Annotated in this window: 28 protein-coding genes, 1 tRNA gene and 1 pseudogene; 10 read left to right on the top strand and 20 right to left on the bottom strand. The window is 58.2% G+C overall.

Features of this window, described 5'->3' with window-relative positions:
- Positions 1-47: 47 nt before the first annotated feature.
- On the top strand, positions 48-1,043 hold the full coding sequence (locus ABE463_RS00390) for an AraC family transcriptional regulator (protein ID WP_346466843.1): 996 nt from the start codon (positions 48-50) through the stop codon (positions 1,041-1,043).
- 35 nt (positions 1,044-1,078) lie between these two features.
- A protein-coding gene (locus ABE463_RS00385; RefSeq protein ID WP_346466842.1) for an IS3 family transposase occupies positions 1,079-2,193 on the top strand; the annotation gives its coding sequence in 2 pieces (ribosomal slippage) (positions 1,079-1,331 and positions 1,331-2,193; 1,116 coding nt in all).
- 9 nt (positions 2,194-2,202) lie between these two features.
- Here ABE463_RS00385 and ABE463_RS00380 read toward each other — a convergent pair.
- The 9 genes from ABE463_RS00380 to ABE463_RS00340 form a co-directional block, all read right to left on the bottom strand.
- Positions 2,203-2,529: a hypothetical protein gene (locus ABE463_RS00380; protein ID WP_346466841.1), complete on the bottom strand. Its 327-nt coding sequence runs from the start codon at positions 2,527-2,529 to the stop codon at positions 2,203-2,205.
- 90 nt (positions 2,530-2,619) lie between these two features.
- Complete coding sequence (locus ABE463_RS00375) at positions 2,620-3,990, bottom strand: RES domain-containing protein (RefSeq protein WP_346466840.1); 1,371 nt, start codon at positions 3,988-3,990, stop codon at positions 2,620-2,622.
- Entirely contained in the window at positions 3,987-5,834 is a 1,848-nt protein-coding gene (locus tag ABE463_RS00370; protein ID WP_346466839.1) for a DUF262 domain-containing protein, read from the bottom strand. Before ABE463_RS00370 ends, ABE463_RS00375 begins: the two co-directional genes overlap by 4 nt.
- A gap of 117 nt (positions 5,835-5,951) precedes the next feature.
- Entirely contained in the window at positions 5,952-6,593 is a 642-nt protein-coding gene (locus tag ABE463_RS00365) for a hypothetical protein (RefSeq protein ID WP_346466838.1), read from the bottom strand.
- Complete coding sequence (locus tag ABE463_RS00360) at positions 6,590-7,144, bottom strand: hypothetical protein (protein ID WP_346466837.1); 555 nt, start codon at positions 7,142-7,144, stop codon at positions 6,590-6,592. The genes ABE463_RS00365 and ABE463_RS00360 overlap by 4 nt, the downstream gene beginning before the upstream one ends.
- A complete protein-coding gene (locus ABE463_RS00355) occupies positions 7,141-7,848 on the bottom strand; it encodes an SOS response-associated peptidase family protein (protein WP_346466836.1) in 708 nt (235 codons plus the stop codon). The genes ABE463_RS00360 and ABE463_RS00355 overlap by 4 nt, the downstream gene beginning before the upstream one ends.
- Before the next feature lie 6 nt (positions 7,849-7,854).
- Positions 7,855-8,085, bottom strand: coding sequence for a hypothetical protein (locus tag ABE463_RS00350; RefSeq protein ID WP_346466835.1), 231 nt, complete (start codon positions 8,083-8,085; stop codon positions 7,855-7,857).
- A 3-nt stretch (positions 8,086-8,088) separates the two neighbouring features.
- Positions 8,089-8,667 (bottom strand): hypothetical protein, encoded by a 579-nt coding sequence (locus tag ABE463_RS00345; protein ID WP_346466834.1) that lies wholly within the window; start codon positions 8,665-8,667, stop codon positions 8,089-8,091.
- 31 nt (positions 8,668-8,698) lie between these two features.
- Entirely contained in the window at positions 8,699-8,923 is a 225-nt protein-coding gene (locus tag ABE463_RS00340; RefSeq protein WP_346466833.1) for a hypothetical protein, read from the bottom strand.
- A gap of 137 nt (positions 8,924-9,060) precedes the next feature.
- Here ABE463_RS00340 and umuD point away from each other — a divergent pair, with 137 nt between their 5' ends.
- The 4 genes from umuD to ABE463_RS00320 all read left to right on the top strand — a co-directional run bounded on the left by umuD (position 9,061) and on the right by ABE463_RS00320 (position 12,506).
- Positions 9,061-9,516, top strand: a complete 456-nt coding sequence (gene umuD / locus ABE463_RS00335) for a translesion error-prone DNA polymerase V autoproteolytic subunit (protein WP_346466832.1) — start codon at positions 9,061-9,063, stop codon at positions 9,514-9,516.
- Between the two features lie 3 nt (positions 9,517-9,519).
- Positions 9,520-10,290 carry a hypothetical protein gene (locus ABE463_RS00330; protein WP_346466831.1) on the top strand — a complete coding sequence of 257 codons (771 nt, stop codon included), beginning with the start codon at positions 9,520-9,522 and terminating at the stop codon, positions 10,288-10,290.
- Positions 10,287-11,576, top strand: a complete 1,290-nt coding sequence (locus tag ABE463_RS00325) for a Y-family DNA polymerase (RefSeq protein ID WP_346466830.1) — start codon at positions 10,287-10,289, stop codon at positions 11,574-11,576. Before ABE463_RS00330 ends, ABE463_RS00325 begins: the two co-directional genes overlap by 4 nt.
- A 99-nt stretch (positions 11,577-11,675) precedes the next feature.
- Positions 11,676-12,506, top strand: coding sequence for a hypothetical protein (locus tag ABE463_RS00320; protein ID WP_346466829.1), 831 nt, complete (start codon positions 11,676-11,678; stop codon positions 12,504-12,506).
- Between the two features lie 12 nt (positions 12,507-12,518).
- Here ABE463_RS00320 and ABE463_RS00315 read toward each other — a convergent pair whose 3' ends face one another.
- The 8 genes and pseudogenes from ABE463_RS00315 to ABE463_RS00280 all read right to left on the bottom strand — a co-directional run bounded on the left by ABE463_RS00315 (position 12,519) and on the right by ABE463_RS00280 (position 18,648).
- Positions 12,519-13,484: a hypothetical protein gene (locus ABE463_RS00315; RefSeq protein WP_346466828.1), complete on the bottom strand. Its 966-nt coding sequence runs from the start codon at positions 13,482-13,484 to the stop codon at positions 12,519-12,521.
- 77 nt (positions 13,485-13,561) lie between these two features.
- Complete coding sequence (locus tag ABE463_RS00310; protein ID WP_346466827.1) at positions 13,562-14,767, bottom strand: hypothetical protein; 1,206 nt, start codon at positions 14,765-14,767, stop codon at positions 13,562-13,564.
- Between the two features lie 868 nt (positions 14,768-15,635).
- Positions 15,636-16,310: a hypothetical protein gene (locus ABE463_RS00305; protein ID WP_346466826.1), complete on the bottom strand. Its 675-nt coding sequence runs from the start codon at positions 16,308-16,310 to the stop codon at positions 15,636-15,638.
- A 56-nt stretch (positions 16,311-16,366) separates the two neighbouring features.
- Positions 16,367-16,663 (bottom strand): H-NS family nucleoid-associated regulatory protein, encoded by a 297-nt coding sequence (locus ABE463_RS00300; RefSeq protein WP_346466825.1) that lies wholly within the window; start codon positions 16,661-16,663, stop codon positions 16,367-16,369.
- On the bottom strand, positions 16,567-17,202 hold the full coding sequence (locus ABE463_RS00295) for a hypothetical protein (protein ID WP_346467171.1): 636 nt from the start codon (positions 17,200-17,202) through the stop codon (positions 16,567-16,569). Before ABE463_RS00295 ends, ABE463_RS00300 begins: the two co-directional genes overlap by 97 nt.
- Before the next feature lie 21 nt (positions 17,203-17,223).
- Positions 17,224-17,406, bottom strand: a pseudogene (locus ABE463_RS00290) (DUF6538 domain-containing protein); the annotation flags it as partial.
- An 86-nt stretch (positions 17,407-17,492) separates the two neighbouring features.
- Positions 17,493-17,582, bottom strand: a tRNA-Ser gene (locus tag ABE463_RS00285).
- A gap of 73 nt (positions 17,583-17,655) precedes the next feature.
- Complete coding sequence (locus ABE463_RS00280) at positions 17,656-18,648, bottom strand: LysR substrate-binding domain-containing protein (protein WP_019184298.1); 993 nt, start codon at positions 18,646-18,648, stop codon at positions 17,656-17,658.
- A 127-nt stretch (positions 18,649-18,775) separates the two neighbouring features.
- Here ABE463_RS00280 and ABE463_RS00275 point away from each other — a divergent pair, with 127 nt between their 5' ends.
- Positions 18,776-19,357, top strand: coding sequence for an NAD(P)H-dependent oxidoreductase (locus ABE463_RS00275; RefSeq protein ID WP_259261645.1), 582 nt, complete (start codon positions 18,776-18,778; stop codon positions 19,355-19,357).
- 93 nt (positions 19,358-19,450) lie between these two features.
- Here ABE463_RS00275 and ABE463_RS00270 read toward each other — a convergent pair whose 3' ends face one another.
- Complete coding sequence (locus ABE463_RS00270; protein ID WP_346466824.1) at positions 19,451-20,113, bottom strand: hypothetical protein; 663 nt, start codon at positions 20,111-20,113, stop codon at positions 19,451-19,453.
- 322 nt (positions 20,114-20,435) lie between these two features.
- Here ABE463_RS00270 and ABE463_RS00265 point away from each other — a divergent pair, with 322 nt between their 5' ends.
- Positions 20,436-20,795, top strand: a complete 360-nt coding sequence (locus ABE463_RS00265) for an SH3 domain-containing protein (RefSeq protein WP_259261643.1) — start codon at positions 20,436-20,438, stop codon at positions 20,793-20,795.
- Between the two features lie 55 nt (positions 20,796-20,850).
- Here the strand turns inward: ABE463_RS00265 and serS are convergent, their stop codons facing one another.
- Complete coding sequence (gene serS / locus ABE463_RS00260) at positions 20,851-22,131, bottom strand: serine--tRNA ligase (RefSeq protein ID WP_346466823.1); 1,281 nt, start codon at positions 22,129-22,131, stop codon at positions 20,851-20,853.
- 112 nt (positions 22,132-22,243) lie between these two features.
- Here serS and ABE463_RS00255 point away from each other — a divergent pair, with 112 nt between their 5' ends.
- Both ABE463_RS00255 and ABE463_RS00250 read left to right on the top strand, forming a co-directional pair.
- On the top strand, positions 22,244-22,879 hold the full coding sequence (locus tag ABE463_RS00255; RefSeq protein ID WP_259261641.1) for an energy transducer TonB: 636 nt from the start codon (positions 22,244-22,246) through the stop codon (positions 22,877-22,879).
- A gap of 148 nt (positions 22,880-23,027) precedes the next feature.
- Positions 23,028-23,606 (top strand): energy transducer TonB, encoded by a 579-nt coding sequence (locus tag ABE463_RS00250; protein ID WP_346466822.1) that lies wholly within the window; start codon positions 23,028-23,030, stop codon positions 23,604-23,606.
- Between the two features lie 103 nt (positions 23,607-23,709).
- Here ABE463_RS00250 and aroA read toward each other — a convergent pair whose 3' ends face one another.
- A complete protein-coding gene (aroA, locus tag ABE463_RS00245; protein WP_346466821.1) occupies positions 23,710-25,023 on the bottom strand; it encodes a 3-phosphoshikimate 1-carboxyvinyltransferase in 1,314 nt (437 codons plus the stop codon).
- Between the last annotated feature and the right edge of the window lie 76 nt (positions 25,024-25,099).

The raw sequence follows: 25,099 nt of genomic DNA, 5'->3' as shown, positions 1-25,099 counted from the left end.
TATGATTGTCCAACCTATATTTTTGATCGAAACCCCGAGCCGCCTCAGTGAGCCACGCTCCACACCAGTCCCAGCCCTCCGACCTGATCAGCGAGCTGCTGACCGGCATGCGACTGCATGGCGTTCAATACCGACGCATCCAGACCGGGCCGACCTTTGGGCTTGGATTTCCACCGAAGCCGGGCCATGCCTACTTCCATTACCTGGCAGTGGGCACTGCGATTCTTCGTGGCGCGGACGGCAGCCAACACGCTCTCTCCGCCGGGGATGTCGCGCTTCTTCCCCGCGGAGAAGGCCACACATTGGTCTCGGGCGAGGACCATCCCGTCCAGTGCCTGGAAACGATCGACGCAGCGCCACTGGGTGACGCGGTGAGCGGCATAGACACGTGCCCGAGTACACATGCCGTGCCAAGCGCAGTGCTGTTCCACGGATGCATGCTGTTCGATCTGGGGGGCATGCAAGGGCTGAGCAAGTTGATGCCGGCGGTGATGTTGGCCGATGGCAACGCCACTGCGTTTCCTGGACTGTTGCCGATGGTCGACGCGATGAAGCGCGAGGTGTGCTCCGGACGCATTGGCTATGCAGGCATACTCGCCCGGCTGGCGGATGCCGTCGCGGCCATGATCGTGCGTGACTGGGTCGAGCGCGGTTGCGACGGCGCATCCGGCCTGGTCATGGCCATGCGCGACCCTCGTCTGTCGCTGTCGTTGCTTGCCCTGCACAGAGACCCCGGGCGTGACTGGACCGTCGAAGCGCTGGCTGCAGAATCCAACATCTCGCGATCTGTCTTTGCAGACCGGTTCCAGAGTGTGATTGGAACCGCGCCCCTGCGATACGTGACTGAGCTGCGTATGCAATTGGCGGGTCAATGGCTGAGCCAGCAAAGCTTATCCATCGAGGTAGTGGCAGAGCGTCTTGGGTACGCGTCGCAGGCGGCTTTCAGTCGCGCTTACAAGCGGGTCATGGGGCAGTCTCCTGGCGCGACTCGGCGCGGGCGTGCCTCCGTAAGCTCCCCCAGCAGCCAGACACCCGATAAGTAGAACTTTCTGGCATCTTTAACCAGCCAGGAGGTTGCATGCGCACATCAAAATTCACCGAGACGCAGATCATCACGATCCTCAAGCAGGGCGATGCCGGGCTTGCGGTGAAGGATCTATGTCGCCAGGCCGGCATCAGCACGGCGACGTATTACCAGTGGAAGAGCAAGTACGGCGGGCTTGAGGCGTCCGAGCTTCGTCGAGTCAAGGACCTCGAAGCTGAGAACGCCAAGCTCAAACGCATGTATGCGGAAATGGCGCTGGACAACGCGGCGCTGAAGGACCTGATCGCAAAAAAACTGTAGGGCCGGGTCAGAAGCGTGAGGCAGTGCGTTTCCTCACCGAGGTGCACGCGCGCCCCCTGAGCCGGTCCTGCGGTTACGTGGGTTTGTCTCGTGCGGCCTGGTATGCGCCGCCACTGGACTGGACCGTGCGCGATGCGGAGTTGATCTCGGCATTGGCCCGGCTGGTCGAGGAGCGGCCCAGTCGAGGTTTCTGGAAGTGCAGCGATCAACTACGCAAGAAGCGAGCGGACTGGAATCCGAAGCGGATCTATCGGGTATACAAGGCGATGAAGCTCAACCTGAGAAGAGCGGCCAAGCGCCGTCTGCCAAAACGCGAGCGGGTGCCGCTGTATGTTCCCAGGCATCCAGATACCGTCTGGTCCATGGACTTCATGAGTGACGCGTTGGCCTGTGGCAAACGATTCCGAACGTTCAATGTGGTCGACGACTTCAACCGCGAGGTGCTGCATATTGAGGTGGATACATCACTCAACTCTGGTCGCTTGGTGCGCGTGTTCGAGCAGCTCAAACGTGATCACGGATTACCGCAGGTTCTACGGCCGGACAATGGCCCTGAGTTCCTGGGCGAAGCATTTACCCAGTGGGCCAAACTCAGCGGCGTGGCGCTGCGATACATCCAACCTGGCAAGCCCAACCAGAACGCCTTCATCGAACGCTTCAACCGCACGTTCCGTGAGGAGGTGTTGGACCAGCACCTCTTCGCACGCCTTGTGGACGTACGCGAGGCAGCCCATTGGTGGATGATCGATTACAACGAGATTCGTCCACATGACTCGCTCAGCGGCATGAGCCCCGTCGAGTACCGTACCGCTCACGCCAGAAGCTCTACTTTAGAAATGCCTGCTTGACGGGGGAGCTTACGAGCGATCGATGCCTAGCGCACAGAGGTGACCTAACACTGCCCTGGCTACGAGTTGCGGCTTGACTCGAACGGTCTGCGATCCATCAAGCAGGATCGGTGTTCGCAACATCGCAGTCACCTGGTCTGCCATTGCCACTAGGGCCTTGTCGTAGCGTGACAACACGACGCCATTGCAGCGCTGACAAAGGCTTCTGAACTTGATGCCGTCTGGCATCTTGGTGCCGGGAGGCGCCTTCTCTGCACCCAACTCAGAAACGAGATGGTTGAGTCGCAGGGCGATGTTTTGCGCCAGCGCTTTAGGCGGGATGTGATCTTCGGTCAAAGGCCCTACGGCGCCACAGATGTTGCACCTACCCGACTTCGGACCGACAACGTTTATGACAGGCATCAACGCCTCCCCATGTCTTCCAACTTAAACGTGGCTCTTGAATTTGAGCAACTTCGACTCATCATATTTGTGATAGCCAACTTTATCCGTGTCGAACGAGTATTCAACTTCCGTTACAGATCTTACTTCCATCGAATTTAGGTTTAGAAAGAGAGCTGTCTCGCGGTTGTCGGAGTCTTCCCAGCCATCCCTACGATCATGTGGCTCCATGCCATTCCACATGATTTCCGGCTGCATGAATACATATTCTTCTTCGTTGTCCATTAGCCGCGAACTTCGTCCGGATTTGTATTGGATCTCAGCTCGATCCACCCGAGATGCCTTATGGAAAAGCACGACATTGCGGACAGCTTCTTGCTCCCTGTTCTTTACGCCTTGCGCGGATTTGAAGTAGATTCCATCAATTGAAACGCTTCGATGTGTAGCCAAATAGTCAGCGATCGCTTGTGTGATCAAGTAATCCTGCGCTTCGTTTTCAGGCATCACAGGCATAGTGAGGCGTTGCGTAAGCGACCTCAGGAAATCACACCTAGCATGTTCGGCCTTGGCCAGAGGATCAAACAGACTTCTTGAGGGGGATGGAACTAAGCGACCCAACTCATCAAGGTTCAAGAGCCTCAGTTCGCGCATGATTTCAAAGGATCCAACAAGCACCCTACTTCCCACTGGCGGGCGAACCTCGGCAAGCGCCACAGTCGCGTCAGTTGCTCCATAAAATACGGAAACACCCGAAGAGTTCATCCTTCCAGCTCTTCCCTCGCCTATCGGCAATGGACCAAGCTCTCGCTCGGGATGTTTCAAAGCCTCGTTAAGCTTTCCGTCACTTTGGAACACGCGTGCCCGGTAGAGATGACTCACGCTCTTCCCCGGCCCGGCAGATACGAACACGTCAAAGCCCTCAGCGGTCACATCCTCTGAGATCTGGCCGAACACCACATTGAAAATGTCCACAACGTCAGGATTGATGAGCCTTGCCTCGTGCTTAAGACTCTGTGAGACCCGTTCCCATTGATCCCCAATCACACCCCCGAGCTGACTGCTTCTGATGTAGAACGGATCGGCTTCGTCAAGATCACCAGTGCTCAAGCGGCCGAGCAAAACTTCTGCCAGATCCTCATTGAGCTCGTCTTCTACCCCTGCCAGTTCCTCTAAGCAGAAGCGAATATCGTCGCCTGCCGGGTCGCGATCATGATAGACGACCGCATACGTGTCAGCAGTGCCTTCATAGAAGGTCTCAAAGGCAGCAGCACACTTGTCAGCCAGCTCTTCCAAACTGATTGTGGGGCCTTCTTTTGCACAGTAGTCACAATTTTCAACTTGGTTGCTAGCACCGATGATCTGTGCGAGAAAAGCATCTCCGACACAGCCTTCGCAAACACGGTTCTCCGGATTCATGCGGTGCCCTCAGGCACAGGCCACATCTTCACCATCTCAGCGAAGAGCACTTCACCGCGAGCACGGACCTCATCTTCGCCCCAGGACTCTACGCTGTGGAAATACTGGGTTAGGTTGAGCTTCGAATACCTCAGCAACTCCGGCTTCTTCTCGCCCCAGGCCTTGTGCTGGAGACCACTATTGAACTCGCCCGTGATGAGTGTGAGGTTGCCCAAGGTGTGGATCAGCAGGTTGCGCCGCGCAGCGAACTTGATCCTCTCGACATCATCAATCAATGAGGCAGGAAGGGGCCAATGCTTCTCCCATGACTGGGGCATGACATGCTCGACCGTGAGATTTGTAGGCATGGTGAGCGCCTCGCTTTTTCCCGACCGGAAACGGTCGTCCAGCGCTTCCAGCACCGTCCTGGACTTGGTGACAGTGCGACTGGTGTAGAGCGGCTTCTCAAACACCGCCACACGCAGCTCATCGTCTGTGGGGAACTTGCTACTGTCACCGACACCACGGATCAGCTGCTCGCTCACGGACCTTGCCGTGAGTTCGCCCGACCTTTCTACTGCCTTGATGAGGTCAATAAAGAATCGGTTGTAGTTCTTCGGTGTGAGATTGACGATCCATCGACGCATCAGGAACGATTCGAGGACTACCAGGATCTTGTTGAACTCAGCTCGGTTGTCCGGCATCAACCGCGCATAAATGTAGAGCAAGAACGGGTAGACAGTTGCAGTGTTGATGGCGCTCAAGCGACGCAGGAACAAGGCAAGTTCTGGATGATGATCTGGGCTGTAGAATTCCTGGAAGATGTCGCCAAACTTCGCCAGCTGGATGATGTGCTCTGACGGACTCTTTGGCGTATCAATGCCGACCACCGACACATCGGCCGAGTTCTCAAAGAAGCGCTTGTATTCGTTGAACAGGTGCGTTGATCGCACCTCTTCTCTGAGCATCATGCTCAGATAATGGTTGATGAAGAGATCGATTCGTGGCCGCTTCAACCGGCCCTGTGTCACCTCCTCACGCCAGTAATCGGAATCGATCCGACGCCAGTGCTTCTCGTGGAGCTTTTCAACGTCTCCCTCCTTAGCCCCTGGCTGCTGGATCGCCTTACGGAACAGGAGGTTCTTGATCAGGTCGGCAGGAAGGAGCGGTTCGCCCCGGTGGTTGAGCGTCTCAAAGATCAACTGACTCTCGTCCCCAGCAGTGAGGTCGATGACAACTAGGAGCAACCCTTCGGTTACGACCTTCCAGATGCATTCGATGCGATCTTCCGGCTTGGTCTCTGCAAATTCATCGGCGCGATCCACATCCACATCATCGCCATTGACCCAAGCAGCAATGTTCGCAGCGAAGAAGAGATAAGCCTCTACCAGTCGGTTTTCAGCCAGGGTCTTGTCAGCCTTGACCAGAGATCTGACCTCATCGTCAGACGAGCAGGCATGGATAGCCATGAACGCAGCTCGATCCGCATTTGTGGGGAGAAGCTTGTATTTCTCTACCTCTTCATCGATATCGAGAGCACCGTTCTCAACCAACGCGCCAAGTCTATGAGTCTGCTTCTCACTCCCCACCTTCCGGGAGAGGTTGCGTGCAGCCATCAAGAAGAGCTGCAACGTGGTGAAACGCTGCTGGCCGTCAATCACCAAGCGGGTCTGCACAGCACCGGACTGGCTGGTTGCCAGCTCAAACACTGCTGCCCCGAGGAAGTGCGGGTGGGCACTGCCCTGGTAGAGATGCTTGTCCAACAGCGCTTCGATATCCTCCCAAAGAGGCATCCAGTTCTCATCCTGCTTCCACACATAGGGACGCTGGAAGAGCGGGACTTGATACTGGACCGAAGGTTCCAAGAGCTTCCTAAGATTTCGTGTTGTCGCTTCCATTATTTATGCTCAGTTGGGGCAATCCGCGCCTGGCGCACGAAACGCGATATTAGAATTCTTAATTTTTGGTGCTGCCTGAGCGAGTCAGCCGCTCGGCCCGGTTGGTATGTTGAACTCGCGACCAAACGTATTCAGCACCTCTTGCGCCAGTTCAGGGTTGCTCTCACCCGCAACCATGATTGTCACAAGCACCGAAGTGATCCCGATTGCTTCGATGCTCTCAAGAGCATGGAAAACATCCACATCTGCATATGAGGCACCAATCTCGTTGGTGACCATGTAAGGCAGCGCAATCTGATTTCCCCCATGTGTGAAGCTATGCAGATGGTTGATTCCGTTTTGGTGTTGCATGGAAAAGATAGGGAAGCTTCGAAACGGCTCTTCTCGCTCTATGGCTTCGACCATCACGTTGGACGGCGGAAGTCGATCATGCGTGAGGAACTGGTCAGCCTGCTCCTCGGTCGCCCCAAGGAAGAACCAACAGCCTCGCCTCAGCTTCTCATTCATGGGCCGCACCAGACTCAGCGCGCTGCCAACTAGGTCCGGCCCATAGTTCCCGATCAAGAGGGTGGCTGCTCGTGCATCATCATAAGCCGCAGCGAGAAGGGATACGGCAATTCGGTGAGCAAGGGTTGCATGCTCAGCCAACTGCAATCGCCCACGAATTTCGCCCGCACGGTTTAAAGCGTTATTGACTTGCAACGACTTGTCATGGCTTCTCGTCACGGAATCACGATCCTATATCGCTCAGCCACGTCGCCCTTCCCTCGAAACCGTGCCCCGTTGAACTTTTTAGCCAGATGAGCGATGCCCACACCCGTTTCTCCGCCGCCCAGCAAGGTAACCGTCTTACACCGAGGATGGTGCTCTTTTACGTTTCTCATGAGACCAAGCAAGAGTGCTGTGCCAAACCCCTTGCGATCTTGCATCTTGGATGTCGCGAAATGGCCGATTTGCAGCTCCGTCCCTTGGTCAATTAAAGCAAAGTTCTGAATGTGACCAGCATCCAGGCTACCAATCCTAAGTCCGATTGAACGAAACGACTTCGCTCCAACCGCACCCCATACGCCAAACTTACCTACTTCATTGCAGAGTGCAGCCCAGTAAGCAAAGTCATCATTCAACGCCCAGCGAATCTCCTCAATGGTCTCGCTGTCAAGATCAAGGATGCGGAATTTCGTCACTATCTTAGATTTTTTCACAAGGGCTTTCAGACGTTCGCGTCGTGCACGAAGTGCATGGGCGTCTCGTAACGAAAGAATTCTGCGAATAATCATGCAGCAAACCGGTGTTCGTAGAAGGGATGTTGCTTATCGTCCATGATGTCCTCCATGCTCTGTAGATTATTTGGGTCGGGATTGAGCCAAGCCGTGATGTGCTCTGGCTTGAGATTGATGACGGTGCGGTCATGCCCTGCTTCTGCAACCTCAGGCTCCGGATCGTCAGTCACGGCAGCGCAGCTGTAAAGATCAGGCGCTTCACCTTTGGGGTCTGTCCAGTGTGACCACAGGCACGCGATGAACATCGGCTCATGCGTGCTGGGGTTGAACTGAACTTCACGCGTGACACCGTCCCGTTCGACCATCTCATAAAATTGGCTGGCAACGATGAGGCCGTGGGTGTAGCCAAATTGTTTGCGCCAAAATCGGGTCAAGTTGTCCCGGCGAGCGTTGTAAGTGCCCGAGACCTTGCCATCCTTTGTGCGGTCAACGCTGACGGGTTTGCCAGCGGGACGGCAGTGATAACGCATTGGCCGAACGACAAGCCTCCCGTGCTCAGGAATCAGCACGGGCACATACCAGTCCGGCCACATGCGATTGTCCTTGACGGGATCGAGCTCAACGCGCTTAGCGCCAGCGATCCATCGCTTCATTTGCTTGATCTTGTTCGTTGCAATGCGCTGCTCGTTGAGTGCCGTCTTCGTCTCCTTGACTGCAAGCTTCCTTTCAGCATCCGCCAAGCGCTTTGCCTGCTTGAACATCTCTTGTTAGCTGTCGCTGATCAAGCTGCTTTTGTAGTCCTGGACAAGCTCTTGGATCTGCTTTTCCAGATCGGTCTTCGGCTTGTCGAAGGCGCGATCCATGCCCTTCGGTATTTTGATTTTCGGGGAACTCTGGCGAGCGAGGTAGAGCTTAGCGAACTCTTTGATGTCGACGTCAGCATTGAACTGATCGACATAGCGGTGATAGTCCGTCCAAACTTCCGCTGAGTAGCACATTGCCTATGCTCCGAGTTCTGACAGAATTTTTTTCATGCAAGCCTCAGTCGCTTCGACATCATTGAACGCCATGAGTGGCGCGAATTCGAGCGAAAGCTCTTGGTTCTTGTCCGCAATTTGGAAAAGTAATCGCGTCACTGCATCGAAGTCGGCATCAAGCTGCTCCCAGCTGATCTTAGCTTCGTCAAAGAGCTCTCGATGCTGCTCGCGCTGCGTCGAATTATGAGAGAAGAGCTTGTTGCGAAAGACGCGATATTTCTCGTAGATCACAGCAGCCTCTGCTTCTAGCTCTGCCGGCACTTCTGTGCCATCTGCTCGGATCAAGCGAGCGAGCTCGGGGATCGAAGCACTCCCCTTGCTGTCTTCTAACACTGCCACTAGCCCGACGAACGTTGCGAGCTGGCATGACCAAAGGATGGGCAGCGTGACGTCCTCCAAACCGCTGAGCCGGTCGGTCAGTCGCCTGGGGCTGTCTTCAGCCAATGCAAGATTGAGTGCTTTGCTAATCGCGTAGGCCTGCCGTGTATCTACGAGCCTGGAAGTGATCAGGCGATAGACCACCACAGTCTTCGATTCTTCCATGTCCATACGTGCGCCCTCTTCCCTAGACCGCCTAGCCCGGCTCATCTTCCAAGCCGATGCCATGCCTCCTAAGCATGGCACTGATCCGTTGAGCGACCAACTCCTGATGAGCTCCCGCCTTGTCCTCAATGACGTCTGCCAGGCCTGCGAAGACTGCCCAGAAGTCGCCCGAGCTGGAGTGGGCCTGGATCAGCAAGGGAAGGTCGGTTTCAAGCGCGTTGAGTTGAGCTTCCAGCGTATTCAGGTTCGCAGGCATCGGGCCGGTCCTTCTTCATCAATGACTTAGGGAATTTGTTAGTAATTTCACTAACTCAGTTCTAAGCTAGCGCCGTAGCAGCATGCTGAGGCCTGTCAGTCTCAGCCCGTGATTCAGCTTTCTCGGACTCTCCCACTATGCACCCCATCGCCCCTCCAAGCCTCCTGGGCGCTTTCAGCGCCACCGCACCTACCCATGCACTGCCCGTCCTGCGTATGCGCGTCTCTTGCGGCTTCCCAAGCCCTGCGGAGGACTTCTTCGGGGCTGAGGACACGCTCTGCCTCAATCAGCATTGCATCAGCAATCCGGTGGCTACGTTCTTCGCTACAGCGGAAGGGGACAGCATGACTGGGCTCGGGATCGACCAAGGCGACACCCTCGTCGTTGATCGCAGCTTGGAACCCAAGCACGGGGACATTGTCCTGGTGCTGTGGGAAGGGGGATTCATGGTCAAACGGCTTGCGATGAGCCGGAATCGTCTGGCGCTCCACTCGGGACACCCGGACCACCCTCCGATCTTGGTGTCCCCAGACATCGAGCTTGATGTCTGGGGTGTTGTGACCTGGTCTTTTAAAAAGCAGCTGAGGCGTTAAGCCATGAAGACGATAGCGACCAACTTCATCACGCTTCACGGCGAAGAAGAGCGTCTTCGAGGACTTGCAATCCAGGCCATTGAGAACACTCCCGACTTGCTGGTCCATCTCGAAATCACTCATCGAGCGATGGACGTGCTGGACATGCTCCGAAAGCACTTCACTGCTAACAGCGATGAGCTGGCGATTAGTCACCTAGGAATTCGGGTGTTCAACGCCTTTGCATCTGCCATCAAACTTTCCCTCTCGGGCTACTACCAAGCCGGCGTGATGGTCATGCGAGACGTTATCGAGACCTCGGAGCTCGTCGAGCTTTTCCAACTAGACATGCAACAGCTTGAACGCTGGAAAGTCGCTGATCAGGCAACGTTGATCAGGGAATTTACACCGGGAAAGGTGCGCAAGGAGCTGGACAAGGCGGCGGGCAAGGGCAAGAGCCGCAGAGAAGAGATCTATAAGAAGTTCTCTCACTACGCCGCGCATCCAAGCGTAGATGGCTTTGCAATGCTTCGCCCAAAAGGCATGGACAGTAGGTGCGGTCCATTCCCGGACATCACAGCTCTTCGAGCGGTGTTGGAAGAGATGGGTGAGCTTGCAGTGCGTGCTGGGTTTGCCTTCGCCATCTTCCTAGACAGCAGCATCGGCGAGTGCAACGCCGTCAATCATAAATTCCTGCGGACAGCAATGGACTTCGCTGAGCGCTATCACGGAAAAATCTACACCGATCAGGATCGCCTGGAAGTAGATCGACTCTTCGGCGACACGCCCCAATGAGCGATCAACATCAGCCGAATAGCTCCATTGCCCTGCAAGATGGAAATAATTTCTACTGCTCTGTTGAAGCAAGCTTCGATCCGAGGCTTCGCGGTAAGCCTGTGTGTGTGGCAAGCAGCGGGGATGGCTGTGTCATTGCCAGAGATGCATTGAGCAAAAAGCTCGGTGTGCCGATGGGTGCGCCGATCCACCAGATCCCACCAGAAGTGCGCCGGCAGATCACTTTTCGGTCTGCAAATTTCGCGCTTTACGGTGACATCAGCGGCCGGATCGCTTCGATCTTGAGAGACCTCTTTCCTGCCATCGAGCAATACAGCATCGATGAGAATTTCATTGATCTGACTGGCATCCCGTCGAAGGATCACGAGCGTCTCGCAGCCGAAGCCCGTGCTCGTATCTTGAAGTGGACCGGCATTCCCTCATGTGTAGGCATTGGACCGACGAAGACGCTGGCGAAGCTCAGCAACAAGAGGGCCAAGTCCTCCATTTCGGGTGTCGTTACGACGATGCCTGACGACCCTGCCCTGCTCACATACCCAGTTGAGGATGTTTGGGGTGTGGGAAGGAAGCTCACTGCAAGATTGGGTGCGGATGGCATCCTGACCGCAGGTGATCTCGCTGCCACTGACGTAGACACTCTGCGTTCTCGATATGGTGTTGTGCTGGCACGCACGCAGCGTGAATTGCAAGGCATCTCGTGTGCAGATCTCGAAGAACACGAGCCGCAACGCAAAGAAATTATGGTGTCTCGCACGTTTGGCAAAGACATCACGTCACAAACCGAGCTGATGCAAGCCATTTCCACTTTTGCCCAACGGGCTTGCGAGAAGCTTCGTTCAAGACAGCTGCAAGCAGCGGGTGTCTGGGCCTTCATCCAGACCAACCCTTTCAAGCAAAATCTGCCGCAATACAATCCATCAAAGTCGTTTCTTCTGCTGATGCCGTCTGCTGACACCAGGGAAATTTTGATGGTCGCCCAGGGGCTGGCCAAGGCCATGTTCCGTCCAGGCTACGGCTACAAGAAAGCAGGTGTCAGCTTGCTCGATCTGAGCCATATGGATGTCCAGCAGGGGGATCTGTTTGCAGGGATCGACCAGCGCAGCAAGGCCATTATGGAAGTGATGGACCGGACTAACCAGAAGTTCGGCCGGGGCTCTATGGGCTTTGCTTCTACGGCTTGGAGACCCAAGAACAAGACCCTTGAAAAGCCCGCCTGGTCAGTCAAGAGGAACATGCTCTCACCGGCTTACACCACTGATTGGAAGCAGCTCATTCGCGTGAGGTAGGATCAGCCTGAAATGGCCCGGCCGCCCCATCGATCACAACTTCCCCGATGACGGCAACGGGTCAGATAGACCCCACCCCAAAAGCATAAGGTGCTCATGATGGATGACATGGAACGCTTTCGTATTCGCAACCTGGTGCTGAATGAAATTGACTCTCAGCTACATGGGGCTGACAGCTTTCAAGTTGCGAGATACAAAATGTTCTTGGCCATCAGGCATCACATTCCGCAGCTCGCGCACGCACCTTATTACCCACCCTTTGGTAGCTTTGAGAGCATCCCAGGGACAGCCATGGTGCTCGATAACGCCCTATCGAGGGCCATGAAAGAAATTGCAAACCAGATCAACAGTTTCGGGCAGATGATACGCAATCTTGAAGCATGGGATCTGGTGATAGAAGGCCTAGATTGCAAGCAGATTTTTTCCCTCGCGATTGCGCACATTGAGCCGCTTGCCAATCTCGCCATTTCGGCAACACAAGCAATCCGAGGGCAAATGATCTACGCCACGGTCGAGTGTGGCGCACTCACCAATAGCATCATCGGGCAGCCGCTTCGCTGGGACGGCAGCACCCATGTGACCATGAAGGTTGCAAAGTCCGTGGCTGAGAATTGGAAAGCGTGGCCGGAATTAGCAGAGAAGCTGACCCTCCTTGAGGCCCAGGAACTCAACGAGGCAAGCGGACACTTCCGGAACAGCTTTCAGCACGGCGCGCCTCGCCAGCTCGTCATTGGGCTGACGGAGCACACTGAGTGGACCAAGCATGCTGATGGTTCCTTTTCATGGGGAATTGGGACTCAGGATCCCATCAAACTCAAGGAGATCATTCCCCACTTGAAGAAGGCTCACCACGACCTTCTCACGGCACACGAAGCGCTAGTAGAGCTTTCTAAGGAATGGGAGTCTTCTGTGATGAATCCAGTTCCATAGATGCTCCATTGATCACCGCTCGCCCGACTTAGCGGCAAGAAAATGGTCAATGATCTCGGATGCCACGATGGGAATACCGCTTGCCAGGTTGAAGTGGCGATAGCTTGAAAGCGTAGGTTCGCGAGATGAACCGTCATCAAAAGATGCGGTGACCACCTCTGTCCCAGGCCTAATGCGCTCCTCAACAAATTTCCACTGGCTCGTAAGCTTGGAAGGATCAAAATATAGAAGCACGGCCATCGATGACGGAAACAACGAAGAAATCGTGTTGTTGGATCGGAAAGCGGCCTGATTTCTAACCTTGACCAAGCGCCCGTGCCCAACCATCGTCACCTCATCAATAAATCGAGAGCATTCTCCTTCGCCGATTTCGTTGCAGATGATGTCGAGCATCCCATCTACCCACTCACGAGCACCGATGGCCTGGGGCGTGAGTTCATCCTTCAAGTAACAAGCTTCAACCAAGCGCTTCCCTGTGGGCGACAGACTGTCTTTAACCCACAGGCCCAACTGCTCGATTTGCAGCTTGTCATGCTCAACAAGTGATGCAAGGAAGTCCTTTGGCACCATCCTTCCGCTACCAGAACCCGGATGGAGATTGAAGAGCGTGGACACATGTGCGCTCCTGAGCTGCTCGACTTGGTGAAAGCTCAACTCGCGTAGGACTTTGATGAAATGCCGCCGCTCTGACAACACTATTCGCCCAAGCGCAATAGTTCGTGCAAGACGACCATAAAGAACAGATTTTTCTGCTTCCATGTCCTGTTCGAGGGATCGCATGATTGCTACCAAATCCTCAGCAGTCATGGCTTCCGCATTCTCAGGAAAAACATCCCCTACGCGTGCCGCATCGATGAACTCTTGGTATCGCTTCTCGCGTCTTTGATCCATCCATTCTGCAAGGACGCGGGGTCCTTTAACGATCAGGGCGAACGGGTCTCTCGCCGTCTCCAATGCTTCGCCAAGCCAGTCTGCCACTGCCCACCCCCACCAGTTGTAAGTTCAAAAGAACTGAAAAAACTTCCTAGAAGATTAAGGATAGCCTCTAAAGTGGACTAGGAGTGGAAGTTGATCACAGGGAGGTCTTGCAGATTCTTGATGCTCTCAACCATTTCTTCTGAAAACTGAAAGAACTTGTCAGGGTCATGGACTCGATAGCAGAGCTCAAAGAACATGCCATAAGAGATCACGTAGCAAGGGATGCTGCGCTCCACCATCAGCACATTGAGGATATTCGCGTATTCTTCGCTCTCTCGCTCAAAGACTTCTTTGATGATCGTGATCGCAAAGAGCTGCTTCTGACTGATATCGATTGACTTCTCTTCGCCATTGAGGACGTATCGAAGCGTTCCGTTGCCTGCTTTGATGTAACTTTGTGCACCCCGAACCTGTGCCACAGCTTTCTTGAAAGCGGTCATCGCATTGGTTTGCTTCCGACTGAGCTTCTGCTTTGCGATGCGCTCAACGTTTGGACTGTCCTTGGCTTGGATGATGAGCACTCGATCATCTGTCACCACCAAGACGTCACAAATCTCTTCCTTGTCAGTTGTTCGTAGTGGTCCGTGGTAGATCTGGCTTTGGGGAAAGCACATCGCCAAGCACTTGATGATGTCTTCCTCCTGAAAGTTCCCAGGTTCTTCCCTCTCTAACGTGGAGATGCTGTATCCCTTTGCCCCATGATGTTGATGGAGCGGATACCGAGCATCCTGGATGGCAAGACTCTCTCCAAACGGGGCGTGGGCAAGCCTGACTGTCAGTGCCTCTTCGTCGTCCTGGGAGGTTCGCAGGCCGAACCAGTCGCCGACTCCATGCAGCATGTTCTGAGCCTCGACGAAGTCCGAGCCAAGCAGCCTCAGCCCATCGAGCCGGCCCCTTGTGACTTCTGGGACAACAATCTCCGCTTCGTAGACCAAGAACTCGCGCCCATGCTCATCGAAGAAGTGGACGTTGACGGAAGGACTCTTCAGGGCCGCCAGCAGCTGGCGACTCTCGACGTCATCGACCAGCGGCGTGAGGATATTCAAGGGCTCGTCTTCGTCGTCGAAGAACGCGAAGACCAATGCCAGTGTCTCTCGTCCGCCAAGGTCCGCAGGACACACATAGACCTTGATGAAGCCGCTGATCTTGGCCGCGAGAAGGAACTCTTTGTGAGCCTTGACGATGAGGAAGGGATTGCCACCATCAGGATCAGGCGCAGCCATGATGCCGATTGGGTAGCTCAAGACCTGGTGGTAAAGCTCGGGATGAAGGACGGTTAGCATCGGGCGAGCTTAGCGGTGCGGACCCAGTCCGTGAAGTGGGAACTTAGCGTTCAACCACTTCACTTCTTGACCGTTAGTCTATTCCAATCCCCTCCTCAATTTTGCTCCATTGCAGGAACTCTATGTCCGAACGCTCCCAGTAGATGCCATCCAGCGTGAACTGAACTACACCTGGCTTCGTGCCATGAACAATCAATACAACAACGTTCTTGTCTAGCAATGTTACTCGATACTCTGTTCCCAACGATAATTTTATTTGCATGTAGTGCTCCTTATATTAATTGGACTACATGCTTATTTATAGCTCGTGCAATAAACTGTCGAAGCACACTTTTTAGCGACCTAATCTAAGCAAGGCAGTGTGGACCACCTTCCAGACCCGCTGGCTCATTGGCATTCTTGGATCAGGCCACCGCAGGGTCTTCGCGAGCTTTAAGCTATTAGGCGTCTGCTGACGCCTGCAATCCACAACGATCCCAGGTGGCTTGCCAAAGATCTGATGCCCGTGTGAGGCTGCAACATAGCGCCAGGCCCTCTCGTGATCTTCAGCGTCAAGCTGGGTGCCCTGAATCGTCGATAGGTGTTGGAACTCGAAAGCGCTTGGCCAACCACCAGCAATTGATTCGTGCTCCTTGCGCCTGCGTTCCATGTCAACCGTCTGGTCGATGTAGACTGCACCATCTTTAAACTTGAGAGCGTATAGATGCCGCTCTCTTGCATGATATTTCTGATCTCGCTTATACCGCACTGGATCTCCTGACTTGCTGAGTTAGACCCAACAAAACAGAAAATCCAGAATTGGCAATAATTTAGGTATTTATAATTCCGTCACACCTGGTGTCAACCAGAAGAACTTGGGTAGGTGCAACTAGCTTCTTGCCGTTGAAGCATCAAGCTCAGCCCGATCAGCGAGCGACTTACTTTGCGCCTGCTTTCGATCCAGCCATAGGAGCTTCTCCCGATGCTGGGCTTCAAGATGCTTACGATACGCCTGGATATACGCAGCCTTTTCCTGATGCACCGACCAGGGCTTTTCGATAGCCTTCTCCGGCGCAAGGGCGACGATACGACATCCAGTCCGCAAGGTGTCTGACAAGAGCTCGTCTGAGACAGAAGTGATCAAGCTATTGCAAAGAACAACCGGCCTACCCGTCTTCTTATCTTTGAACACAATGAAAAGATTCGGACTGGGATGAAGATCGAGGCCAACGCCACCTTCAATCTCCTCAACTACCCCGCTCTTTTTCTTTAAGACCGTGGCCCACCATCGCAAGATTTGATCTTTGCGAGCCGAGTGGCTTTTTGAAACGGAGAACGGATCGTCACACTTCTTACGGGCTTCTCGTAAAGCGCTGCTTGTGATGCCCCGGAAGAATGCTGTCATTGACAGAGTGAATAACGCATCACCGCTCATCGCATGAAGCTTCCTGCGCACCGACGCATAATCCTGTTTAGCCAAGATCTCTTCGCGCTTTTTGGGATCGGCAAAGAGCGACTCCAAGGCATTTTTAAAGCCTTCTTGCTCAGCCTTCTCGTTCGTCATTCGCGGCATATAAAAAAGCCGACATTGCTGCCGGCTTTCCTAGGTTCAATGAGACATCAGGACTTGTGCGGGTATGCCGGATATTCGTGATCCGGATTCGCTTTCTTCCACTCCTGGAAGGCAATCGGGGTGCGGCCACGACCGCTCCACTTCTCGCCGGTCGGCAGCTCATATTTGGGCTGCACACTGCCCTTTTCCTGGGACTGCTTACCGCCCTTCTTGGCTCCGCGCACCTTGTCAGACGGGAAGAACGACTTCAATTCAGCCTTTTGTTCGGCAGTGAAGTGCTGGAAGAACTCAGACATCTTGCTGTGGATGTCTTCAAAGTGCTTCGTTGCCTCGGCAGCCAGCAACTTTTCCTTGTCCTGCTCAAGCTTTTGCAGAGCATCACGAAGTTCTTTTTCTTTTTTCTGGATTTCGGCGTAAGCGTTGGCGTAGATGCACCGTTGTCGCGAAGGTGCTGATACCAGCGCGCCAGGTCAGGTCGGGACACAGTGTGGAGCTTGGACTTCGGTCCAAGGAAAGAAACCAACGATTCCACTGCCGCAAGCTTGATCGTGTATGTCTTCGGTAGCGTGCGCGGTTTGATGCTTGCAAGCCACGCATCGCGAGCCTTCTCGAGGCTAATGGTTTCGGTGACTTGGGGTCGAGAAGCGTGTGTCCGCCGAACGGGAGTGGGATCAAGGACGCCGATTGCTGCGACTTCCGCAGCATTCGCCTGGGCTTGCGCCTGACGGAAGAGCTTTACGTCTTCCTCGCTATCCATCTGCCACCGCTCTGTGATCGTGCCATCGGCGGCTTGAGTCCGATGCAGAGTGAGATCTTTTCGATCTGCACCTTTGCTCAGCCGCTCAACAAGATCTTCCAGATCCTTTTTACCGAACTTCTCCACACTTCGTTCTCTTAGCAAGTCATAGGCCTGAGCATAGCTTGACGCGAGAACGGTTGCGCGCATACGAGCGCAGCTAGTGTCGGCAGTGTTTAGAGCGCGTTTGATGAGCCTAAGACCCACAACTGCGTGTAGATCACCAGTAACACGCTGACGGAAAGAGTAGTGGCCAGAGGCAGCTCGAACGAGATTGTGAGGGATGCGCATGCGGGAGATGTGTCCCGACTTGCGTCCCATTTAACAATCAATCAAATCATGCAAATAATCATATAAATCAATTACTTACGATGATATGGCGGAGAGAGTGGGATTCGAACCCACGGAAGGAATGACCCTTCGCCGGTTTTCAAGACCGGTGCCTTAAACCGCTCGGCCATCTCTCCGGTGTGCGGTCCGGCGCTTGGCCGGGGCCGCATTCTCGCATGACAGGCCCGGTTTACCCAAGACCCGCGCGGCTCACCCCGCATCCACCGCCAACGCACCCAAGGCACTGGCCTTGATCTTCTCCTTGGCCCGCTCGCATGCCCCACCGCAGTCCAGGCGCGAAGCCTCCAGCTGCGGCGGCAGGTGTTCGGCCAGGAAGTCGATGAACACGCGCACCGCCGGCAGCAGGCCGCGGCGGGAGGCGAACACGGCGTGGCAGATGCCCTGCGGCAGCGACCAGTCCGGCAGCACCACTTCCAGTTCGCCATTACGCACGGCGTCGGCACAGACGGTTTCCGGCAGCATGGTGATGCCGAAGCCGTCCTTGACCATGCTCTGCAGCAGCGGGAAATCGAAGCCGGCCACGCGCGGCTGCAGGTCCACGCGGCGGACCGCGCCTTCGGGGCCGTGCAGTTCCCAGCGCTGACGGGCTTCGTCTTCGCTGATGCTCAGGGTGACGTGATTGGTCAGCTCGTCCGGGTCTTTCGGGCGGCCGGCGCGATCGAGGTATTTGGGGCTGGCCACCAGCAGTTCCTGCACCTGGCCGAAGCTGCGCATTACCAGGCTGCCATCGTCATCCAGGCGCGAGCGCACGCGCAGGGCGACGTCGTAGCCTTCGTTGATGATGTCCACGCGGCGGTTGCTGATGTTCAGCTGCAGCCGCACCTTGGGGTACTGCGCCAGGAAGATCGGCAGCAGCTTGGGCAGCTGCATCTGCGCCAGCGAGACCGGCACGCTGGCGCGCACGAGGCCCCGTGGCTCGGCGCTGAGGCGATCCACCACCTCACGCGCGGCCTGGGCCTCGGCGAGCATGGTCTGCGCGTGGCGATGCACGCTGGTGCCGACGTCGGTCACCGCGAAGCGGCGCGTGGAGCGCTGCAGCAGGCGGACGCCCAGGTCGGTTTCCAGCTGGCTGATACGGCGGCTCAGGCGGGATTTGGGGATGCCGAGCGCGCGTTCTGCAGCGGCGAAGCCACCATGATCGACCACCATGGCGAAGTAGTAGAGGTCGTTGAGGTCTTGCATACCGAAGTTCCAGATATAGAACAATACGTGGTATTCAACCACCTTTATTCCAAACAGGCAACAACCTAACCTGATCTCCGTCGGCGGCGCCTTGCCCCGCCCCTCCCTCAGATAACAGGTGATTGCCATGAAGCTTCTTCACATCGATGCCAGCGTGCTTGGCGACAACTCGGTTTCCCGCCAGCTCTCCGCCGCCGTGGTCCAGCAGTGGCGCGACCAGGTGCCGGGCCTGGAAGTGAGCTACCGCGACCTCGACGCCCAGCCCGTGGCCCATCTGCGCAGCTCGTCCCTGGCCCAGTCCGACCCGGCCGAAGTGGCCGACGCCGAACAGGTGCTGGCGCAGTTCCTGGCCGCCGACGTGGTGGTCATCGGCTCCCCAATGTACAACTTCAGCGTCGCCTCCACCCTCAAGGCGTGGATCGACCGCCTGGCGGTGGCCGGCCGCACCTTCAAGTACACCGAAAATGGCCCGGTGGGCCTGGCCGGCGGCAAGCGCGTGATCGTGGCCAGCAGCCGCGGCGGCCTGCATACCGGCGCCCCGACCGATTTCCAGGATCCGTACCTGCGCCAGGTGTTCGCCTTCTTCGGCATCGACAACGTCGAGTTCGTGCGGGCCGAGGGCATCGCCTACTCGCCGCAGCACCGGAGCGATGCGATTGCGCAGGCACTGGCCGCACTGCCGCAGCCGGAAGCACTCGCCGCAGCCTGAGCTGTCGCGCGCCACACCGCCCCCTCCCCCTCGTCGTGACGGTGTGCGTGCGTGCTGATGGCCCCTCTCGGGGCCATCATTTTTTACCTGCGATCAACGAAGCTCGCAGTCCCGCGCGACCGGTGAGTTCAGCAGCATCCCGTTGCCTGTGCAGGCGGCGATCACGGCGTCCCCTTTGAGGAGCGCCCCTGCCTCGTCCCGCGACAGGCCGGAGATTGTCACCTGCTCGTTGCTTCCGGCCTTGAGCTGCACCTGCGGTTTGTCCATGAAATCCGTCTGGATGGCCGCCACTTCGCCCGTGATCAGCAGCTGCTTGCCTTTATAAAGGACATCGGCCGCGACCTCGTTGGCCTGGTAGTCCAGATACAGTTGGCGCGCGCCGACTTCCACGGCATCGGCCTGCGCGATATTGATATCGCCGTCACTCCGCTCGTCGGCAGGCGACGGCTCCGCGAGCGGCTCAACGGCTGACCTGCTCATCGAGCTGACCGTGCCGGCAAACACCACCCCGCCCACGAAGTAAATCAGCGGCGACGCGATCAGCGACAGCACCAGCGGAACGATGCCCTTCCACGCGCCGCCCTTGGACATCGCGACGATAGCGAGGATGAAAGCGACCAGGTTGAGTGGCCAGCCAACGAACATGCCGAGCCCCGGGAACGGGATCAAGAAGCACAGCCAGGCCATGATCAGCAGCAGCCACGCGGCGGCACCGGCAGGGTTGGATGGCGGGGTGGGTGTGGCCGCTGCATTCATTGGGGTGTCCTGTGAAAGATTGACGTTGACGACAAGTCTGTTGGCGTTGTCTGGCCGTAGATGGACGGCGGTCACAGCGCACCTGTCGGCGGCTGCGTGCCTCGCTCTGCGTGCTGGACCGGGCAGCGTTGTGCGCGAGGTGTTTGATGGTCATCGCCGTCCCCGGCGACGTTCGTCACGACAGCTGTACCGACAGGACGGCACTCCCATTTCCCACATGCCGTGCTGCCCTCTGGGAAGCGACTGAGATGTCGTATTCAGCACAGTCATTCCATCGCATCCGCCGGTAAGCTGAGCGCCCTTCCAAACCGGCCAGATACGCATGGACTATCGCGTCACGGCAATGCACCGCAGCGAATTCCCGCACCCGATCACTCTGCACCCCGGCGACGCACTGCAGGTCGGCGAGCGTTATCAAGGGCCCGAAGGGTGGGACAACTGGTATCTGTGCCAGACGCCCGGGCAGGACGCTGGCTGGGTGCCCGCACAGGTGATCGGCAGGAACGCACAGGGCGATGCCGTGGCAGCCGAGGCGTATTGCGCGCGCGAACTGGATGTCGACGTGGGCCAGCTCGTGCGGGGTGAGCGCGTGCTCAATGGCTGGGTGTGGTGCGAGGTGGTGGGCGGTGATACGTCTGGTTGGGTGCCGTTGGGCGTGTTGACGCCGATGACGCCCCGGTAGCGCCAACAAAAAACCCGCCTTCCGGCGGGTTTTTTTCAAGCGTCACGGCGTTGGATCAACCGATGATCTCGACACCGCCCATGTAGGGCTTCAGCGCGTCCGGCACGGTGATGCTGCCGTCGGCGTTCTGGTAGTTCTCCATCACCGCGATCATCGCGCGGCCGACCGCCACGCCGGAGCCGTTGAGCGTGTGCAGCAGCTCGGGCTTGCTGGTTTCCGGGTTGCGCCAGCGGGCCTGCATGCGGCGCGCCTGGAAATCACCGCAGTTGGAGCACGAGGAGATCTCACGGTAGGTGTCCTGCGAGGGCAGCCACACTTCCAGGTCATAGGTCTTGATGGCCGAAAAGCCCATGTCGCCGGTGCACAGCAGCACCTTGCGGTACGGCAGGCCGAGCTTTTCCAGCACGACTTCCGCACAGCGGGTCATGCGCTGGTGCTCTTCATCGCTCTGCGCCGGGGTGCACGCGGCGACCAGCTCCACCTTCTCGAACTGGTGCTGGCGGATCATGCCGCGCACGTCGCGGCCGCCACTGCCGGCTTCGGCACGGAAGCACAGCGAATGGGCGGTCATGCGCAGCGGCAGCTGCTCGGCGTCGATGATCTCATCGCGCACGATGTTGGTCAGCGGCACTTCCGAGGTCGGGATCAGGTAGCGCGTGGACTCGCCCACGGCGGTCTTGAACAGGTCGTCCTCGAACTTCGGCAGCTGGCTGGTACCGCGCAGCGACTCGGCGTTGACCAGCGCCGGCACATTGGTTTCTTCATAGCCATGCTCGCCGGTGTGCAGGTCGAGCATGAACTGCGCCAGCGCACGGTGCAGGCGCGCGATCGGGCCACGCAGCACGGTGAAGCGCGAGCCGGACAGCTTGGCCGCGGTCTCGCCATCCAGCCAACGGTTGCGGGCGCCCAGCTCGACATGATCAAGCACCGGGAAATCGAACGCGCGCGGGGTACCCCAGCGCTTCTGCTCGACATTCTCCGACTCGTCCTTGCCCGCCGGCACATCCTCGGCGGGCAGGTTCGGAATGCCCAGCGCGATCGCTTCAATCTTCTCGCGCAGCGCATCCAGGGCCACTTCCGAGGCCTTCAGCTCATCGGCAAAGGCGGCCACCTCGGCCATGATCGCCGTGACGTCTTCGCCCTTGGCCTTGGCCTGGCCGATGGCCTTGGAACGGCTGTTGCGCAGGCTCTGCAGCTCCTGCGTGCGCACCTGGATGCGCTTGCGATCGGTTTCCAGCGACTCCAGCCCGGAGACATCCAGCTCGAAGCCGCGCGAGGAGCGCAGGCGTTCGGCAAGGTCGGCGGGCTGTTGGCGGAGCAGGGCTGGATCGAGCATGGCGGCAGAGGGGTCTACGGATTCGGAGGGGGATTATCGCCTGTTATGCGTTTTTCTGCCGCCGGTTCATCCCGGGCGTGGCAGAATCGCGGTGATCCATACGGTATGCCCCATGTCTGCTTCCCGCTCGACTTCTGGCAAGAACATCACCTTCCACCTGCCCCGCCGCAGCCTCGTGATCGCCGCGATCGCCTTTGGCGTGGGCCTGCTGCTGTTCCTGGTGGTATGGCTGAGCAGCCGCAACAACGACTTCTACAAGGCCGACCCGGCCGCGCAGACCCCCGCCCAGGTGGCCGAGGTGGTGCCGCTGCCGGAGCCGCTGGCCGCGGCCGCCGGCTCCAGCGACATGCCCGACGCCAAGGCCCCGCCGGTCAACGAGGAAAAGCCGCAGCTGGTGGAAACCGCCCCGCCGCCACCGCCGGCCGCCCCGGCTGCACCCGCCGCGCCTGCCGCGCCGACGGCCATGGCGCCCAGCGACCGCCCGCAGCCGATCGCCGACCAGTCGCCGCCGCCGAGCTACCCGCCCGCCGCATTGCGCCGCGGTGACCGCGGCACGGTGGTGGTCCGCGTGGATGTGGATGCTACCGGCTATCCCTCGGCCGTAACGTTGATCCAGCGCAGCGGTTCACGCGATCTTGACCGCGCGGCGTCCGATGCGGTGCGTCGCTGGCGTTTCCAGCCGGCGCAGAGCAACGGCGTGCCAGTGCCCGGCAGCCTGGAAGTACCGTTCGACTTCACGCCGCAGTGATTCATCGCCGCCGGGTGCGGCGATTGTGCAACGGCTCAGCAAACTGAACCCCGATGGGAATGCAGTCATCGCGTTGACGTTGCGCTGACACATCCACAACCGCACACGGGCAAGACTGCGGGTGTCACATCGACACCAGGAGTCAGCCATGAGTGTTACCCATGCCCCGGACATGCCCCACTCGCCGCAGCACCAGCGCGACGTGATCGATGAACCCCGCAATCGCCGCTCCTCACCCTGGTTGTGGGTAGCGTTGATCGTGGCGATGTTCGCCGCCGCGCTGGTGTGGTTGCGGTATGCCACCCCGGGCGATACGAATGACGCGCCAGTGGGCCAGCGCATGTTGCCGACGACCGAGACTGCCCCCGTGGCGACCGCGCCCGCCCCGGCTGCGCAACAGGCGGCCCCGGCCGCGGCGCAGCGCAAGGCAACCCCGGCCGTGCGCAACCGTGAGGCCCGTCCGCTGGCAAGCAACGCCAAGCCGGCCTACCCGCGCACTGCCCTGCGTAGCGGCGTGCAGGGCAGCGTGGTGGCCAGCCTCAACGTGGATACGCGTGGCCAGGTGACCGATGCCAGCATCGTGCAGCGTACCGGTACGCGTGACCGCGATCTGGATCGCGCCGTGCTGACCACCGTGCGCGACTGGAAGTTCGAGCCGGCCATGAACAATGGCCGCGCCGTGGCCAGCGTAGTGCGCGTGCCGGTGGATTTCCGTACCGAGCGCTGAGGTGATGCGCTGACGCGGGAACGAAAAGGGAGGCCAATGGCCTCCCTTTTTTGTGCCGCATTTTTTTCGTGCCGCAAGGAGCCGGACCGAACGCGGCGCTACCTCAGCCAGCGCGAAGCCCGAAACCCGCGCCGGTCGCCAGGCCATCGAAGTCGGGGAAGGACGTCGCTACGTTGGCGATGTCATTGACGCGCACCTCGCCGCTGCTGAGCTGGCCGGCAATCGCGAAGGCCATCGCGATGCGGTGATCGCCGTGGCTCTCGATGGTGCCGCTGCCAAGCACGGCGCCGCCGTGGATCGTCGCGCCGTCATCGGTTTCATCCACCTGCACGCCCAGAGTGCGCAGGCCGGTTGCCATCGCAGCCAGACGGTCCGATTCCTTGACCCGCAGTTCGGCTGCACCGCGCACCACCGTGTTGCCCTGTGCCGCGGCCGCTGCGACGAACAAGGCCGGGAACTCATCGATCATGTCCGGCACCAGCGCTTCGGGAATCTCGGCACCGTGAAGCGGTGCGTAGCGCACCACCAGATCGGCCACCGCTTCCCCACCCTGCTCGGCATGGTTTTCTTCGGTGATGTCCGCGCCCATCAGGCGCAGCGCCGCCAGCAGCCCGGTACGGCGCGGGTTGAGGCCCACGGCACGCAGGCGCAGTTCGGAACCCGGGATGACGCTCGCCGCCACCAGGAAGAACGCCGCCGAGGAGAAATCGGCCGGCACCACGATATCCGTCGGGCGCAGGCGCTGGCCACCGCGCAGGCGTGCCTTGCCCGGCGAAAAGTCGATCTCCACGCCGAATGCACGCAGCATGCGTTCACTGTAATCGCGGGTCGGGTGCGGCTCGGTGACAGACGTTTCGCCATCGGCATACAGACCGGCCAGCAGCACGGCGGATTTGACCTGCGCGCTGGCCACCGGCGAGGCGAACGTGATGCCGTGCAGCGCCTGGCCGCCATGCACGCGCAGCGGCGGCGTGCCGTCAGCCTCGGTATCGATCTTCGCGCCCATCTCGGCCAGCGGACCGGTCACGCGGCGCATCGGGCGGCGCGACAGCGATTCATCGCCGACCATCACCGAATCGAAGGGCTGTGCAGCCAGCAGCCCAGCCAGCAGACGCATGCCAGTGCCGGCATTGCCGCAATCCAGCGGGGCGCTCGGTGCCTTCAGGCCATCCACGCCGACGCCGTGCACGATGCGCTGCGAGGGCGACGGGGTGTCGATGCGCACGCCCATCTGCGAAAAGATCGCCGCGGTGGCGCGGGTGTCTTCGCCTTCCAGGAAGCCATCGATAAGCGACACGCCATCGGCCAGCGCGGCAAACATCACCGAGCGGTGCGAGACGGACTTGTCACCGGGAATGGTCAGGCTGCCCTGCAGGGGCTGGCCCTTGTGGGCGATCCAGTACGGAGATGCGGTCATGGGAAATCCTAGGGGGCGGGCCGCCGCAGCGGCGATGCAACGGTGTACGGGAGAAGCCGCAGCGCCCCTAGGGGCG

The organism is Stenotrophomonas sp. TWI819 (assembly GCF_039673075.1).
In the GTDB taxonomy this organism is placed as follows: domain Bacteria; phylum Pseudomonadota; class Gammaproteobacteria; order Xanthomonadales; family Xanthomonadaceae; genus Stenotrophomonas; species Stenotrophomonas rhizophila_B.
This window is presented reverse-complemented; position numbering and strand designations above follow the sequence as displayed.

Excerpts from the sequence above, each read along its gene's own strand:
- ABE463_RS00375 (WP_346466840.1), bottom strand. The coding sequence starts at position 3,990 with ATGAATCCGGAGAACCGTGTTTGCGAAGGCTGTGTCGGAGATGCTTTT.
- ABE463_RS00360 (WP_346466837.1), bottom strand. The coding sequence starts at position 7,144 with ATGATTATTCGCAGAATTCTTTCGTTACGAGACGCCCATGCACTTCGT.
- ABE463_RS00355 (WP_346466836.1), bottom strand. The coding sequence starts at position 7,848 with ATGTTCAAGCAGGCAAAGCGCTTGGCGGATGCTGAAAGGAAGCTTGCA.
- ABE463_RS00350 (WP_346466835.1), bottom strand. The coding sequence starts at position 8,085 with ATGTGCTACTCAGCGGAAGTTTGGACGGACTATCACCGCTATGTCGAT.
- ABE463_RS00345 (WP_346466834.1), bottom strand. The coding sequence starts at position 8,667 with ATGGAAGAATCGAAGACTGTGGTGGTCTATCGCCTGATCACTTCCAGG.
- ABE463_RS00340 (WP_346466833.1), bottom strand. The coding sequence starts at position 8,923 with ATGCCTGCGAACCTGAATACGCTGGAAGCTCAACTCAACGCGCTTGAA.
- umuD (WP_346466832.1), top strand. The coding sequence starts at position 9,061 with ATGCACCCCATCGCCCCTCCAAGCCTCCTGGGCGCTTTCAGCGCCACC.
- ABE463_RS00330 (WP_346466831.1), top strand. The coding sequence starts at position 9,520 with ATGAAGACGATAGCGACCAACTTCATCACGCTTCACGGCGAAGAAGAG.
- ABE463_RS00325 (WP_346466830.1), top strand. The coding sequence starts at position 10,287 with ATGAGCGATCAACATCAGCCGAATAGCTCCATTGCCCTGCAAGATGGA.
- ABE463_RS00320 (WP_346466829.1), top strand. The coding sequence starts at position 11,676 with ATGGATGACATGGAACGCTTTCGTATTCGCAACCTGGTGCTGAATGAA.
- ABE463_RS00310 (WP_346466827.1), bottom strand. The coding sequence starts at position 14,767 with ATGCTAACCGTCCTTCATCCCGAGCTTTACCACCAGGTCTTGAGCTAC.
- ABE463_RS00305 (WP_346466826.1), bottom strand. The coding sequence starts at position 16,310 with ATGACGAACGAGAAGGCTGAGCAAGAAGGCTTTAAAAATGCCTTGGAG.
- ABE463_RS00280 (WP_019184298.1), bottom strand. The coding sequence starts at position 18,648 with ATGCAAGACCTCAACGACCTCTACTACTTCGCCATGGTGGTCGATCAT.
- ABE463_RS00275 (WP_259261645.1), top strand. The coding sequence starts at position 18,776 with ATGAAGCTTCTTCACATCGATGCCAGCGTGCTTGGCGACAACTCGGTT.
- ABE463_RS00270 (WP_346466824.1), bottom strand. The coding sequence starts at position 20,113 with ATGAATGCAGCGGCCACACCCACCCCGCCATCCAACCCTGCCGGTGCC.
- ABE463_RS00265 (WP_259261643.1), top strand. The coding sequence starts at position 20,436 with ATGGACTATCGCGTCACGGCAATGCACCGCAGCGAATTCCCGCACCCG.
- serS (WP_346466823.1), bottom strand. The coding sequence starts at position 22,131 with ATGCTCGATCCAGCCCTGCTCCGCCAACAGCCCGCCGACCTTGCCGAA.
- ABE463_RS00255 (WP_259261641.1), top strand. The coding sequence starts at position 22,244 with ATGTCTGCTTCCCGCTCGACTTCTGGCAAGAACATCACCTTCCACCTG.
- ABE463_RS00250 (WP_346466822.1), top strand. The coding sequence starts at position 23,028 with ATGAGTGTTACCCATGCCCCGGACATGCCCCACTCGCCGCAGCACCAG.
- aroA (WP_346466821.1), bottom strand. The coding sequence starts at position 25,023 with ATGACCGCATCTCCGTACTGGATCGCCCACAAGGGCCAGCCCCTGCAG.